Annotated in this window: 12 protein-coding genes and 1 pseudogene; 7 read left to right on the top strand and 6 right to left on the bottom strand. The window is 73.5% G+C overall.

What is annotated here, in order from left to right; translation table 11 throughout:
• The first annotated feature begins 48 nt into the window (after positions 1 to 48).
• The 5 genes and pseudogenes from rhaS (at position 49) to BLW57_RS05990 (ending at position 5097) form a co-directional block, all read left to right on the top strand.
• The gene (rhaS, locus tag BLW57_RS06010) at positions 49 to 1128 is read left to right on the top strand and encodes a rhamnose ABC transporter substrate-binding protein (protein WP_093472674.1); all 1080 of its coding nucleotides are present in this window, start codon (positions 49 to 51) and stop codon (positions 1126 to 1128) included.
• Positions 1125 to 1465, top strand: a pseudogene (locus BLW57_RS06005) (L-rhamnose mutarotase). The gene rhaS and the pseudogene BLW57_RS06005 overlap by 4 nt, the downstream one beginning before the upstream one ends.
• Positions 1466 to 1742: 277 nt before the next feature.
• Entirely contained in the window at positions 1743 to 2768 is a 1026-nt protein-coding gene (locus BLW57_RS06000) for a LacI family DNA-binding transcriptional regulator (protein ID WP_093472672.1), read from the top strand.
• 98 nt (positions 2769 to 2866) lie between these two features.
• The gene (locus BLW57_RS05995; RefSeq protein WP_093472671.1) at positions 2867 to 4168 is read left to right on the top strand and encodes an alpha/beta fold hydrolase; all 1302 of its coding nucleotides are present in this window, start codon (positions 2867 to 2869) and stop codon (positions 4166 to 4168) included.
• 74 nt (positions 4169 to 4242) lie between these two features.
• Positions 4243 to 5097 carry a pentapeptide repeat-containing protein gene (locus BLW57_RS05990; RefSeq protein WP_093472669.1) on the top strand — a complete coding sequence of 285 codons (855 nt, stop codon included), beginning with the start codon at positions 4243 to 4245 and terminating at the stop codon, positions 5095 to 5097.
• Between the two features lie 278 nt (positions 5098 to 5375).
• On the opposite strand, the gene BLW57_RS05985 is transcribed toward BLW57_RS05990, so the two are convergent.
• Positions 5376 to 6902, bottom strand: coding sequence for a cytochrome P450 (locus BLW57_RS05985; RefSeq protein WP_093472668.1), 1527 nt, complete (start codon positions 6900 to 6902; stop codon positions 5376 to 5378).
• A gap of 120 nt (positions 6903 to 7022) precedes the next feature.
• Here BLW57_RS05985 and BLW57_RS05980 point away from each other — a divergent pair, with 120 nt between their 5' ends.
• A complete protein-coding gene (locus BLW57_RS05980; RefSeq protein WP_093472666.1) occupies positions 7023 to 7628 on the top strand; it encodes a TetR/AcrR family transcriptional regulator in 606 nt (201 codons plus the stop codon).
• A 91-nt stretch (positions 7629 to 7719) separates the two neighbouring features.
• Entirely contained in the window at positions 7720 to 8445 is a 726-nt protein-coding gene (locus tag BLW57_RS05975) for a DUF2470 domain-containing protein (protein ID WP_093472665.1), read from the top strand.
• Here the strand turns inward: BLW57_RS05975 and BLW57_RS05970 are convergent.
• From BLW57_RS05970 to BLW57_RS05950, 5 genes are all read right to left on the bottom strand, one after another.
• Positions 8413 to 9642, bottom strand: a complete 1230-nt coding sequence (locus BLW57_RS05970) for a lactonase family protein (protein ID WP_093480554.1) — start codon at positions 9640 to 9642, stop codon at positions 8413 to 8415. The genes BLW57_RS05975 and BLW57_RS05970 overlap by 33 nt on opposite strands.
• Positions 9643 to 9775: 133 nt before the next feature.
• On the bottom strand, positions 9776 to 10855 hold the full coding sequence (locus BLW57_RS05965) for a hypothetical protein (RefSeq protein ID WP_093472664.1): 1080 nt from the start codon (positions 10853 to 10855) through the stop codon (positions 9776 to 9778).
• 49 nt (positions 10856 to 10904) lie between these two features.
• Positions 10905 to 12155 (bottom strand): aromatic acid exporter family protein, encoded by a 1251-nt coding sequence (locus BLW57_RS05960; RefSeq protein ID WP_176985480.1) that lies wholly within the window; start codon positions 12153 to 12155, stop codon positions 10905 to 10907.
• 189 nt (positions 12156 to 12344) lie between these two features.
• The gene (locus BLW57_RS05955) at positions 12345 to 12839 is read right to left on the bottom strand and encodes an FBP domain-containing protein (RefSeq protein ID WP_093472663.1); all 495 of its coding nucleotides are present in this window, start codon (positions 12837 to 12839) and stop codon (positions 12345 to 12347) included.
• Between the two features lie 141 nt (positions 12840 to 12980).
• A complete protein-coding gene (locus BLW57_RS05950; RefSeq protein WP_093472661.1) occupies positions 12981 to 13628 on the bottom strand; it encodes a PAS domain-containing protein in 648 nt (215 codons plus the stop codon).
• Between the last annotated feature and the right edge of the window lie 31 nt (positions 13629 to 13659).

The following is a 13659-nucleotide window of genomic DNA, read 5'->3' as shown; positions in this document are numbered from 1 at the left end:
GCGCCCCCGACGGGGCGCCACCCCTCCTCCTGCAAAGGAAGCGCCATCATGCGTAGTTCGTCCCTTCGCCGCGCCTGCGCCGTCCTCGCCGCCGGCACCTCTGTGGCCCTCGCCCTCACCGCCTGCGGCGGCACCACCAAGAACGACGTCAAGGACGACAGCGGATCCGCCGCCTCCGCCGGCAAGGCCGACCCGAACGCGGCCACCAAGAAGGGGCTGACCGTCGGCTTCCTGCCCAAGCAGGTGAACAACCCGTACTTCACCACCGCCGACAAGGGCGGCGAGCGGGCGCTCGCCGAACTCGGCTCGACGTACAAGGAGGTGGGCCCGTCCAGTGCCACGGACACCTCTGGCCAGGTGAGTTACGTCAACACGCTCACCCAGCAGCGGGCCGACGCCATCGCCGTCTCCGCGCAGGACCCCGGTGCCCTGTGCACCGCGCTGAAGCAGGCCATGACGAACGGAATCAAGGTCGTCACCTACGACTCCGACACCAATCCCGGCTGCCGCAACGCCTTCGTGTCGCAGGCGTCCGCCGAGGACCTGGGCCGTACCGAGGTGCAGCTGCTCGCCGAACAGATCGACTACAAGGGCGAGATCGCGATCCTGTCGGCCGCCCAGACCGCGACCAACCAGAACACCTGGATCGGCTACATGAAGGACGAGCTGAAGGACCCGAAGTACAAGGACGTCAAGCTCGTCAAGATCGCGTACGGCAACGACGACGCCCAGCAGTCGTTCCAGCAGACCCAGGGCCTGCTCCAGGAGCACCCGAACCTGAAGGGGATCATCTCCCCGACCACCGTCGGCATCAAGGCCGCGGCCCAGTACCTGTCGGGCTCCACGTACAAGGGCAAGGTCAAGCTGACCGGCCTCGGCACCCCGAACGACATGCGCAAGTACGTCAAGAACGGCACCGTCGAAGGCTTCGAGCTGTGGGACCCGGCGAAGCTCGGCGACCTCGCCGCGCGGACCGCCGTCGCCCTGGCCTCCGGCCAGATCTCCGGCAGGGAGGGCGAGACCTTCAAGGCCGGCGGGACGACGTACACCCTCGGCAAGGACGGTGTGATCAACCTGGGCAAGCCCACCGTGTTCGACGCGAAGAACATCGACCGCTTCGACTTCTGAGCGGACAGGGGCCGTCGACGCAACGCGTGTGCTTCCTGCTGAAGGTCAGGGCGGACCGCCACGACGAGTACCGTGAGCGGCCTGCGGCCGTCTGGCCGGAGATGCTCGGCGTCCTCGGGGCGACCGGCTGGCACAACTACTCGCTCTTCCTGCGCGAGGACGGCCTGCTCGTCGGCTACCTGGAGACCGAGGACTTCGCCGCCGCCCGGGCCGGCTGGAGGCCACCGGCGTCAACGCGCGCCGGCAGGCGGCGATGGCGCCGTTCTTCGAGTCGCCGGACGGCGCCCGGCCCGACGAGGCCATGAAACCGCTCGCCGAGGTGTTCCACCTCGACTGAACGGCCGGAGCCGGCCACGTGCCGGCACGGCGTGCGGCCGGCGCCCCGGCCTTCGCCACGGGCGCGCGACCGAGGAGACGGCCACCCCGGCTCCTCGGCCACGAGCGAGGGCACGACCCGGCCCGGCCGGCCGGGAAGGGAAGGCCGAGCGGCACGACCCCTCGGCCTTCCCCGTCGCCCGCCCCGCGCCCCCCTACGACCACTCTTCCCGGGCGGCGGTGCCGGTAATGTGAAGGCCCGCCCACCGCCCCTCGTCACCCTGGAGGTCCGAAGCCCGATGGCCCAGTCGGTGGGTATCAAGGACGTCGCCCGCGCCGCCGGAGTGTCGGTGGGCACGGTGTCCAACGTCATCAACCGCCCGGACACGGTCGCCGACGAGACCCGCGCACGCGTGCAGTCCGCGATCGACCGGCTCGGCTACGTCCGCAGCGAGTCCGCGCGCCAGCTCCGTGCGGGCCGCAGCCGGATCATGGGGCTGCTGGTGCTCGACATGGGCAACCCGTTCTTCGTGGACGTGGCGCGCGGTGCCGAGCGCGCGGCCCGGGAGGCGGGACTCGGCGTGATGGTGTGCAACAGCGCCCAGAACGCGGCCGAGGAGGCCGACTACCTGTCGCTCTTCGCCGAGCAGCGGGTGCGCGGCGTGCTGCTCACCCCCGCGGACGCGACCGGCCGCAACATCGAGTCCTTCCGGCGGCACGGCATCCCGTTCGTCCTCGTCGACCGGGTCGCCGAGGGCGCCACCGAGTGCTCGGTCTCCGTGGACGACGTGGCGGGCGGTGCCCTCGCGGTCCGCCATCTGGTGGACGCCGGGCACCGGTCCCTCGCCTACGTCAGCGGCCCGCCCGGACTGAACCAGGTCCGCGACCGCCGTACCGGCGCCCTGAACGCCCTCGCCGAAGCCGGGCTCGGCCCCGACGCGCTGCGCGAGCTGCCCACCGAGCGCCTCGACGTCGCCGCCGGCCGGGACGCCGGCGCCCGGCTGCTCGGCCTCGCGGAGCGCCCCACCGCCGTCTTCTGCGCCAACGACCTGCTCGCGCTCGGCGTCCTGCAGGCCCTGTACGCGGCGGGCGTCACCGTCCCGGACGACCTCGCCATCGTCGGCTATGACGACATCGAGTTCGCCGCGGCCGCCGCCGTACCGCTGACCTCGGTGCGGCAGCCCGCCGTCACCATGGGGGCCCTGGCCGCCGAACTGCTGCTGGAGGAGACCGAGCAGGGGGAGGGGTCGCGGGCCCACGAACACCGCCGGGTGGTGCTCCAGCCGGAGCTGGTCGTGCGCCGTTCCAGCCTCGCGGCCCGCTGACCGGAAGTTCAGTAACAATCCATGATCCCGGGGGTCGGCCCGCACCCGGTCATGTGCTGGACTGGGATGCGTCCATCCCATCCGTCCCGGGAGACCCGTTGAGCCTCAGCTACCGCCAGCCGGGCGTCGTCCTCACCGACCGCCGCTTCACCGTGCCCCTCGACCACGCCGACCCGGGCGGCGAGACCATCGAGCTGTACGCCCGCGAGGCGGTCGCGAGCGACAAGGCGGACCAGGACCTGCCCTGGCTGCTGTACCTGCAGGGCGGGCCCGGCTTCGGGGCGAATCGTTTCGTCGGACGGCAGGCCTGGCTCGACCGGGCCCTGAAGGAGTACTGCGTCCTGCTGCTGGACCAGCGCGGCACGGGCAGCTCCACGCCCGCCACCCGGCAGACGCTCCCGCTGCGCGGCGGCCCCGCCGAGCAGGCCGGCTACCTCGCCCACTTCCGGGCCGACGCCATCGTCCGCGACTGCGAGGCCATCCGCCCGCAGGTCACCGGCGGCGCCCCGTGGACCGTGCTCGGCCAGAGCTTCGGCGGCTTCTGCACGGTGTCGTACCTCTCCCTCGCCCCCGAGGGCCTGGAGACGGCCGTGATCACCGGCGGGCTGCCCTCGCTCGACGCCCACGCCGACGACGTCTACCGCGCCGCCTACCCGCGCGTCGAGCGGAAGGTCGGCGCGCACTACGCCCGCTATCCGCAGGACGTCGAGCGGGCCCGCCGTATCGCCGACCACCTCCTCACCCACGACGTGGTCCTGCCGAACGGCTACCGCCTCACCGTGGAGGCCTTCCAGTCCCTCGGCCTGATGCTCGGCGCGAGCGACGGCAGCCACCGGCTGCACCACCTCCTGGAGGACGCCTTCGTGCGCACCCCCGGCGGGCCCGACCTCTCCGACGCGTTCCAGGAACAGGTCCAGGCCCTGCTGTCGTACGCGGGCCACCCCCTGTACGCCCTCGTCCACGAGTCGATCTACGGTCAGGACGGCCGCCCCACCGACTGGGCCGCCGAACGTGTCCGGGCCGAGTTCCCGCAGTTCGACGCGGCGAAGGCGCTCGCGGGCGACGCCCCCGTCCTGTTCACCGGCGAGACGGTCCACCCGTGGATGTTCGACGCCGACCCGGCCCTGCGCCCCCTGCGGGAGACGGCGGGCCTGCTCGCCGCCCGCACCGACTGGCGGCCGCTGTACGACCCAGCGCGCCTCGCCGCCAACGAGGTCCCGGTCGTTGCCGCCGTCTACCACGACGACATGTACGTCGACACCGCCCACTCCCTGGAGACGGCCCGCGCGATCCGGGGTCTGCGCACCTGGGTCACCGACGAGTTCGAGCACGACGGCCTCCGCGCGGGCGCGCCCCGCGTCCTCGACCGGCTGCTGGCGCTGGCCCGCGACGAGGTGTGACGCACGGGGCGGGGCACCGACGGGGGTCGTACGGGGTTCGGGGGCGGGTTTCGCAGGTCAGTAGGGTGGGGTGCATGCCGGACCACACGATCGACCCCTCCGACCTGCGCGGCGACTGCGCACAGTGCTTCGGGCTGTGCTGCGTCGCCCTGCCCTTCGCCCGCTCCTCCGACTTCGCGCTGAACAAGCCCGCGGGCACGCCCTGTCCGAACCTGGGGTCCGACCACCGGTGCGGCATCCACGCCGACCTGCGCGGCAAGGGCTTCACCGGCTGCACGGTCTACGACTGCTTCGGCGCCGGTCAGAAGGTCTCGCAGGTCACCTTCGGCGGGCAGGACTGGCGGACGGGCGCGAAGAAGGACGCGCGGCGGATGGTCGACGTCTTCCCGGTCGTCCGCCAGCTGCACGAACTCCTGTGGTACCTGGCGGAGGCGCTGCGCATGCCCGCCGCCCGACCCGTCCACCCCGAGCTGCGGCGGGCCCTGGAACGGACCGATGCGCTCACCCGGCAGGGTCCCGAGGAACTGGCGGCCCTCGACGTGGCCGCGCACCGCCAGGAGGTCAACGTCCTCCTCCTGCGCACCAGCGAGCTGGCCCGGCCCGGCGCCACCAGGAAGGGCGGAAAAGGCGGCGGCAAGGGCGGCGGCAAGGACCGCCGGGGCGCGGACCTCATCGGCGCCCGCCTCAGGGGCGCCGACCTGCGGGAGGCGAGCCTGCGCGGTGCCCTGCTCATCGCCGCCGACCTCACCGGTGCCGATCTGCGCGGCGCGGACATGATCGGCGCCGATCTGCGGGGCGCCGACCTGTCCGGCGCGGACCTCACCGACGCCTTCTTCCTCACCCAGCCCCAACTCGACGCGGCTCGGGGCAACAACGCCACCAGACTCTCCGACGCACTCACCCGCCCGGCCCACTGGGCGGCGGGTTGATCCGGGACGGCCGTATGCCGGCTCGGTGTGCCGGGCGGCGGACCGAGCCGCCGGCGCCTGCGGCGGGCTGAATGCCTGCCTTGTCACTCGGCCGCCCGATGCACCAGGCAGCGGGCTGACCGGGTGGGGCCGTCCGGGACCGGCCCATGTCTGCCGCCCGCACGGCGCAGCCGATGAGCGGTGCTGTACGGCGACCGCGGACTGTCCCACACCCGCCCTGTCCACCCGGCGGCGGACCGGTCCGCCGGAGCCGTCCCCCGGGCTCGGGGCCGCACGCGTCACTCGTCCGTTCGGTGTACCGGGCAGCCGGCCGGTCCGTCGGCGCCGTCCGGCACCGTGACCGGTACCGCCGGGGTGGACGCCGGGGCGCGGCGCCGGTCCAGCCGGAGCCGCAGACCGTCCGGCATCAGGGTCAGCCGCTCGATGACCGCCAGCCGGTAGCCCGGGTCGATCCCCAGGTCGTAGCGGCGCAGCAGCAGGCCGAGGACCAGGGTCGCCTCGTGCAGGGCGAACTGGCGGCCGATGCACGCGCGGGCCCCCGTGCCGAACGGCTTGAAGGTGTGCGGCGGCCGGGCCCGCACGGCCTTGGCGTCGAACCGGTCCGGGTCGAACCGCTCGGCGTCCTCGCCCCACACCTCCGGCTCGCGGTGCAGCATCGGCGTGAGCACCAGCGCCCACGCGCCCCGCCGCATCGGATGCTCACCGGCGAGCACGGTGTCGTCCCGGGCCTCCCGGGCGAAGGCCGGTGCGGTCGGCCAGAGCCGCAAGGTCTCGTCCAGCACCCGGCGGACGTAGCGCAGCTTGGCGACCTGCTCGTAGCCGGGCTGCGCGGTGCCGCCCCAGACCCGGTCCACCTCGGCGCGCGCCCGGGCGGCGATCTCGGGGTGCCGGGCGAGGTAGTACAGGGCGAAGGAGAGCGCGCCCGAGGTGGTCTCGTGGCCCGCCACCAGGAACGTGATCACCTGCTTGCGGACGTTCTCCGCCGACAGCCGTTCGCCCGTCTCGGGGTGGGCCGTCTCCAGCATGCGGTCCAGCAGGTCCCCGTCACCGCCCCCGGACCGGCTCCGGTCGGCCACCAGGCCGTCGACCGTGCGGTTGAGGCACGCCATGTCGGCCGCGTTGCGCCGGGCGGCGGTCCGCAGCAGCAGCGGGGCCAGCGGTCCGGGCACGCTGTTGAGCCGCTGTGCGTAGGTGAGCGTGCCGACCATCGCCGAGACGAAGGGATGCGGCCGGTCCCGCTCGAAGGAGCCGAAGTCGTGCCCGAACCCGGTGCGCGCGATCGTCTCCAGGGTCAGTCTGGTCATGTCCCCGGGCGCGTCCACCGTGCGTCCGGCCGCCGTCTCGCGGTCCCAGTGGTCGGTCAGCCGGCCGGCGACCGCCAGCATCATCCCGTGGTAGGTCTCCATGGCCTCACGGCTGAACCCGGGTGCCAGCACGTCATGGGCGAGCTGCCAGTTCGGCTCGTCGTTGTAGGCGGTGAACAGGCCGTCCCCGGCGATGGGCCGCAGATTGGCGATGCCCAGACCGACGTGCTTGGCGAACCGGGCCTCGTCCGCGATGTCGGCGGCGAGCGGCGCGCCCCACACGAACACGAACTCCTTGCCGAAGGCCCGCCGCCGGAAGATCGGCCCCAGCTCGCGCGCGTACCGCATGGAGTCCTGGAGCGGCCGGCGCCGGTCGGCCCCGAGTACATCGCCGAGAAGCGGCACGCGGTGCGGCGGATGCGGGATGCGGTGCAGCTCGGGCCAGCCCTGCTCGGCGCTCCGGAAACCCTTCGGCAGTCCGGACTCCCTCGTCTCCGCCATGACGCGATCTCCCTTGATCCAGCGGACCGTTGAACCTGTGCGCGCGTGTGTTGTACGTGAGTTCAATAGCGGGTTTCAGTGTGGTCCGCCTGTTGAACCGACGTCAAGTAAGGTGACGGCATGTCCGCGAACCAGGGGGAGCGCGCCCGGCGCAGACTCAGCACCGCAGAGCGCCGTGAGCAGTTGCTGTCGGTCGGCGCGAAGCTGTTCTCGGAGAGTCCCTACGACGAGGTGTGGATCGAGCAGGTCGCCGAGATCGCCGGGGTCTCCCGCGGGCTGCTGTACCACTACTTCCCGACCAAACGGGACTTCTTCGCCGCCGTCGTGGAGCGGGAGAGCGAGCGGATGCTGCGCATGACGGCGGCCCTGCCCGGCGTGCCGGCCCGGGAACAGCTCACCGCGGGTCTCGACACCTGGCTCGAATACGTCCAGGCCCATGCCCATGGTTTCCGTGCCTTCCACCGGGCCGACGCAGCGGGGGACCAGGCCGTGCGCCGTGTCTACCAGCGGTCCCTGGTGGCGCAGGAGCGGCAGATCCTGGCCGCGCTCGCGGCCGACCCGGAGTTCGGGCCGGACTTCTCGGCCCTCCCGCGGGTGCGGCTGGCGGTCCGCGGCTGGCTCGCCTTCACCACGGCGGTGTGCCTGGAGTGGCTGCGCGAGGGGGAGTTGACGCTGGAAGAGGTGCGGGACCTGTGCGCCCGCGCGCTGCTGGGTGTCATCGCCTGAGGCGGGCTCCCACGCCTTCGCCGGTGGCGCGTGGTTGGCGTGCGCCCGGATCTTCGATAGGTTAGGCAAGGCTAACCTAAGGAGGTCCCGCATGGGTGACACGCAGGACTGGACGGCCGCCCCCGGCGCGGCGGAGCGGGCGCGATCGGTGCTGGCCGCCGCGTGGTCGTGCGCGGTGACCGCGGACGGCGCCCGCGAGGAGTACGTCGGCGCGCACACCGTGACCGACGAGGGCGAGGTCCGGCTGACCGTGCCCGACGACAGCGCCCTGATCGGGGCGGTCCTGTGCGCACCGCGCCAGGAGCCCTCGGCGGTGCTGGAGTTCGCCGACGTCGCCCCCGTGCCCGTGCGCAACCGCGTCCGCGCCCGGCTCTGGCTCTCCGGCTGGTTCGAGCCCGCCGACGGCTCCCTGCTCCTGCGGCCCAACCGGATCCTGCTGCGGCAGTCCGACGGAGCCGTGGTCGTGGACCTCGACGAGTTCACCGCCGCCCGGCCCGACCCCCTCGCCCACGCCGAATCCGGGCTGCTCACGCACCTGGCGGACGCCCACCCGGACGCCGTCGAGCGGCTCACCCGCCTGGTCCGGCCGGAGAGTCTGCACGCCGCGACCAGGGTGGCACCGCTCGCCGTCGACCGGCACGGGCTGACCCTGCGCATCGAACGCACCCGCGCCCACGGCGACGTACGGCTGCCCTTCCACGCGCCCGCGGACGGGGTCGCCGAGCTGACCGAGCGCATGCACGTCCTGCTGGCGCAGGCGAGTGCCGCCGGCTGCCCCCGGACGCTACAGCGGCAGCGCGCAGACGGCGACGGGTGACGCGAACGGCTCACCGGCCGGGCGGAGTTCGCCGCCCACAGGGTCGACGTGGAAGACGGTGACCGTGCCGGACCGCTGGTTCGCCGCGAACAGCAGCCCGCCGTCGGGCGAGAACGCGATCTGCCGCGGGAAGTCCCCGCGCACCGGCACCGTGCCGAGCAGCCGCAGCCGGGCCCCGTCCGCCTCGACGGCGTACCGCGCGATGCTGTTGTCGCCCCGGTTGGCCAGGAAGGCGTACGCGCCGTTCGCCGTCACCAGCAGCTGTGCCGGGTAGTTGGTGCCGCCGCCCGATCCCGTCGACTGCGGCTCGCCGATCGTCAGCCGGCCGGTCCGGGTGTCGTAGGCGCAGACGGTGACCGTGTCGTCCACCTCGTTGGCCAGGTACGCGTGGCGGCCGCCCGGATGGAAGGTCAGATGGCGCGGCCCCGCGCCGGGCCGGGTGCGCGCCCGCGCCACCTCGGTGAGCGTGCCGGCGCGGTCGTCGAGGCGATAGGTGTGGACGCTGTCGGTGCCGAGGTCGACGGCGAGGGCGTGACCGCCGTCCGGGCTGCTGAGGAACTGGTGTGCGTGCGGGCCCTGTTGACCCGGGCCAGGGGGCGGAGAGGTGTGCGTGACCAGGTCGGTGCGCTCGCCGAGGGCCCCCGACGGCGTGATCGGGTGCACGGCGACGCTGCCCGACCCGTAGTTCGCGCTCAGCAGCCAGCGCCCGCCGGGATGCACGGACAGATGGCAGGGACCCGCCCCGCCCGTGCTCCGGGTGCCGAGGACCCGCCGGTCCGCGAGGCGCACGGCCGTCACGCCACCGTCCTGCCGCTCGTTCACCGCGTACAGCGTCCGGCCGTCCGGATGCACGGCGAGGTACGACGGATCCGGCACCCCGGTGAGCGTTCCGGACCCGGTGACGCGGCCCGTCGCCGGGTCGTACGAGGCGAGGCCCACACCGGTGCCGCCGCCCTCGGCGGAGGTGTAGGTGCCCAGGTACAGCGCATGGGGGCCGGCGGCCCGCCGGGGCGGCGCGGACGCCGGGCGCCGCTCCTCGGCCGGCCGGCCGTCGGAGGGCGGGGCCGCCGGGGACGGCACCGCCACCACGGCCGCCGTGCCCGCCGCGACACCGACGAACCGGCGTCTCGTCCAGCCGCCCCCGGGCTCCCGGGACCGCTCCGGGCGAGGAGGCCGCCGTGCCGCCCCTGCCTCCATGTCCATGCCGTACCTCAACTCGTCGGTCGCCCCGGTCGTGACAGCCACCTTGGCCCCGGCCCGCCGCCAAGGGCAAGCCGGGCAAGTGGCGTTGCACGGGGCGCAACCGAACGGGCGCTTTTCGACCCCTGCCTTACCAGTCCCCGTCCTCGACCGGCTTGCCGGGCGCGTCCTTCAGCGGCTGCACCTGACCGGGCGAAGGCGCCTGCCACGGGTCCAGGTCGTCCCCGAGCCAGTCGCCCACCGGCTTGACCGTGCCCAGGGTGTCCGTGGGGGCGAGGTCCTCGCCGTCCGCGTCGTAGTAGTCGAACCAGGGCAGTCCCGCCCGGGTGTACGCCGCCCGGTCCACCGGGGACGGCGGGGGAGCCTCGCCCGTGATGCGCCGCCACTCGGGAGGCGTGACCAGATGTACGAAGACCCGCCCTGCCGGGTCCGTGGACCACTCCTTGAGCGGCCGGTCGTCCTGGTAGACCTCCTGGCGCATCGAGCCGCCGACGCCCAGCCCCATGGCGGCCGCGGCCCGGGGAGCCGCACCAGGCGCCCGGGGTGCCGCGCCCGGAGCCGGTGGCGGCAGGGCCGAGCCGGGCGCGGCCATCATCGGCTGCGCCGCGCCGTACCCGGCGACCGGTCCGGCCGCCATCCGGGTGCGCCGCTCCCGCTCCAGGCGCTCCTCCTCCCGGCGCCGCCACTCGGCCAGCACGTCGTCCCGCAGCAGGAAGGACTGGAGCTGGACGCCTCCCCACACCTCCTCGCCCGTGACCTGCCCCTCCACGGTCGCGCCCAGACCGAGCGGCACGGCGACGAACTGGCGGACCGTCCCCTTGCCGCTGTTGATGCCGTCCAGCCAGGGCTGCCGGGGCAGCACCACGTAGTTCTGCGGGCGCCGGGCCAGCTTGCCGCTCCACCGCTTGCCGGACACCGCGCACACCTTGCCCACGCCGACCTGGAGCGCGGCCGGCTCCGTCGTGCCGGCGAAGCTCAGCCACATCGCCTCGCGGAGGTACACCGGCAGCATCACACCGCCGCGCGCCAGCCACTCCGCCGGAACCGTGTCCGCGTAGTCCGAGACCCGCCGGACCGGGAACTCGCCCAGCCCCGGGGGCAGCGCGTGCGTGCCCTTCTCGGGCAGCCGCAGCGTACGGATGAACCGCACCGCCACTCCGCCCGGCAGCCTCAGGGTGTTCCCGTCGATCCGTACCGCCGCACCGCTCATCCGACCGCCCCCTCGCATCACGGCGCCGGCCCGTCTCCCGGCACCTTCCTCACCGAGAACGCTCGCCGAACCCCGCACGGTTCCACAGTTCCTCCTGGACGCCGAGGCGCTCGCGCAGCCGGGTCATCCGCGGCAGCTTCGCCCGCTGCTCCTGGGACACCCGGTCCAGTTCCTCCAGCAGGCGGCGGGTGCGGTGCTCGGTGTTCAGTTCGTCGATGATGCGCGTGGTCTCGGTCAGCACCGCGCCCATGAGCTGCCAGTTCGCCCAGTCCTTCCGGATCTCCTCCTGGAGCAGCTCGGCCAGCCGGTCACGGGTGCCGGCGGCCGTGTGCAGCTCCGCCGTCAGCCGGGACTCCGCCGACTCGGCGTTCTCGCTCAGATCGGTGGTCACCAGCACGGCGAAGCTGACGACGGCGTCGGCGATCTCCGACAGCAGTTGCTCCACGGTCTCCCCGATCCGCGAGGGGAACAGCTCCTCCGAGCCGCGGGCCTTCGCCAGGTCCGTGAACGACCTCGCCAGCACCCGCAGGACCACCGTGCAGATCTCCAGGGTGTCCAGTCCGGTGCGCAGTACGACCCGGTGCAACAGGCCCTCCTTGACCCGGGGGTTGAGCCGCAGGCTGTCCTCGGCCTGCCGCAGCGCCGCGTCCACCCGGACGATGTCGTGATCCAGCCGGCGTGCCTCGTGCAGCCGCGCGGCCGCCTGCTGCCAGGGGATGCGGTCCGCGGCCTCCTCGCCCATGCGCAGCATCAACTGCCGCACCCGGCGTGCCAGGTCCTCGATCGACCGGCCCGCCTCGTCGACCCACACCGGTGGTGGAAGCAGCAGGTTGCAGGCCGTTCCGACGACCGCGCCGATCAGCGTCTCCACGATCCGCGCCCAGGCGGTGAAGCCGACGGTGGTCACCCCGAGCACCAGCATGGCGCTGATCGCCACCTCGGCCACGTACTCGTCGACACGGACCAGGTGGCCGACGGCCAGCGACGCCACGATGAGCAGGGCGAGGCTCCACCAGGTCAGTCCCACGAGCACGCTGAAGGCGATGGCGACCAGCACACCGGCCACCACCGAGTTCACCCGGCGGATGCCGTTGGTGAGCGTCGCGAAGAAGGTCACCTGGACGACCAGCAGGGCGGTCAGGGGCGCGGTCAGGGGGGCCGGCTCCGGGCTGAGCCGCAGCGCGATGACGTAGGCCACCGTCGCCGCCGCGGCCGACCGCAGCGTCTGGACGACCACCGGCTCCCGGTACCGCTTCACCAGGCGCCACAGTCCCGAGGTCCACTTCTGTGCGTCGTACATCCCTTGGCCTGTTCCCGTTCCTCGGGTAGGTCGAACGTGACCGATCGAGGACTGTTCCTGACCGCAAGGAGAACGCTGGAGGCGCGGACCGGCAGGTTCAGAGATTTTGCACGGATCGGCTTTCCGCCATCCGGCGGGGGAGCGGAGGTACGGCGGCGGGCGCCCGCCGGCCTCCCGGCCCCTTCGGTGTCAGGCGTACAGGTTGTCGATGAACGCCGACAGGTTGGCCGTCGTGCGGGCGATCTGCTCCTCCAGCGTCAGGCTCTCCTCGAAGCGGGAGCCGGACTCCGGAACCTTCTTGCCCCGCACGTACAGCGAGCACGCCAGGTCGGTGCACATGTACAGGCCGACCGAGTTGCCCTCGCGGCCCGCCGCCCCGGCCTTCCGCGCGGTCATCAGCGACACCCCGCCGCCGGGATGCGTGGTCAGGCAGAGCGAGCACATGCTGCGGTGCAGGAACCCCCGCTGCGAGGACGGGAAGCGCAGCGCCACGCCGACGAGCCGGCCGTCGCGCTCGGTGACCAGGCAGCTGCGGTCGGGCGCCCCAGGATCCCGCCAGCCCAGGAAGTCCAGATCGGCCCAGGAGCGCTCGGCGAGGTCGCGCGGCACGCTCATCCGCTTGGCCTCCCCCTTGGAACAATTGACGAACGAGTCGCGGATGTCCTGCTCGGTGATCGCTCTCACGGGAGGTCCCTCCAGATGCCTGTGCCAGGAACCTAGGGCCCCTAGGTTCCTGGCTAGCGTAGATAGCCGCAAGGCGAAGGAGCGAACGGATTTCCCGAAGGGATCGTCCGGGCTCGCGTTCCCGCGCCCCTGGCAGGCGGCTCAGCCCGCTCCGTCCGGCCTCGTCTCCGGTGGCCACACCCCCGGGACGAGCACGCCCAAGGCGTAGGCGCGGGCGACCAGTTCCGTGCGGTTGGCGGCGCCCCAGCGGGCCGACAGGCGCCGCAGGTGGTAGTTCACGCCGTCCACCGTGAGCCCCAGCTCACGGGCGGCGCGGGCACCGGTCGCACCCCCGGCCAGCAGGGCCAGCACCCGGCCCTCCACGGCCGTGACCGGCGCCGGCCCGGGCTCCGCGGGCTCGGCGGCGCACTCGCCCCGCACCCGCAGCATCACCAGCAGGGCCGGCGTGTCCTCCACGGTGTCGCTCACCGGGTCCGCCGTCAGCTCGCCGTACCGCCCGGTCCCGCAGGGCGCACGCCGGCACACCGACACCTGGTAACGGGACCGGCGGCGCAGCCGCAGCGCCTCCACGATCCGCTCCACCTGCGTGACCTCCTGCGGGCGGAACAGCTCCAGCACCTGCCGGCCGCGCAGCCGCCCGGGTGTCGTACCGCACTCCGCCGCCATCGCCGGATTGGCCGGCACCACCAGGCCCTCCGCGTCGCACACCGCGACCGGCACCGACACCCGGTCGAACAGGGTCATGGCGCGGTTGCGCCAGACCACGGCGTCGCCCTGCCGCATGTCCATGCGCACCGCCCCTCCGCGTCGCCCTCGCGAT

Origin of the sequence: Streptomyces sp. 1222.5, from assembly GCF_900105245.1 — a bacterium.
Classification (GTDB): domain Bacteria; phylum Actinomycetota; class Actinomycetes; order Streptomycetales; family Streptomycetaceae; genus Streptomyces; species Streptomyces albidocamelliae.
Note: the sequence above shows the minus strand (reverse complement) of the source record. Positions and strands in the feature narration are given on the sequence as shown.

Bases quoted from the DNA above. Each gene is read 5' to 3' on its own strand.
- BLW57_RS05985 (WP_093472668.1), bottom strand. From the start codon at position 6,902: ATGGCGGAGACGAGGGAGTCCGGACTGCCGAAGGGTTTCCGGAGCGCC.
- BLW57_RS06000 (WP_093472672.1), top strand. From the start codon at position 1,743: ATGGCCCAGTCGGTGGGTATCAAGGACGTCGCCCGCGCCGCCGGAGTG.
- BLW57_RS05980 (WP_093472666.1), top strand. From the start codon at position 7,023: ATGTCCGCGAACCAGGGGGAGCGCGCCCGGCGCAGACTCAGCACCGCA.
- rhaS (WP_093472674.1), top strand. From the start codon at position 49: ATGCGTAGTTCGTCCCTTCGCCGCGCCTGCGCCGTCCTCGCCGCCGGC.
- BLW57_RS05990 (WP_093472669.1), top strand. From the start codon at position 4,243: ATGCCGGACCACACGATCGACCCCTCCGACCTGCGCGGCGACTGCGCA.
- BLW57_RS05950 (WP_093472661.1), bottom strand. From the start codon at position 13,628: ATGGACATGCGGCAGGGCGACGCCGTGGTCTGGCGCAACCGCGCCATG.
- BLW57_RS05975 (WP_093472665.1), top strand. From the start codon at position 7,720: ATGGGTGACACGCAGGACTGGACGGCCGCCCCCGGCGCGGCGGAGCGG.
- BLW57_RS05965 (WP_093472664.1), bottom strand. From the start codon at position 10,855: ATGAGCGGTGCGGCGGTACGGATCGACGGGAACACCCTGAGGCTGCCG.
- BLW57_RS05970 (WP_093480554.1), bottom strand. From the start codon at position 9,642: ATGGAGGCAGGGGCGGCACGGCGGCCTCCTCGCCCGGAGCGGTCCCGG.
- BLW57_RS05960 (WP_176985480.1), bottom strand. From the start codon at position 12,155: ATGTACGACGCACAGAAGTGGACCTCGGGACTGTGGCGCCTGGTGAAG.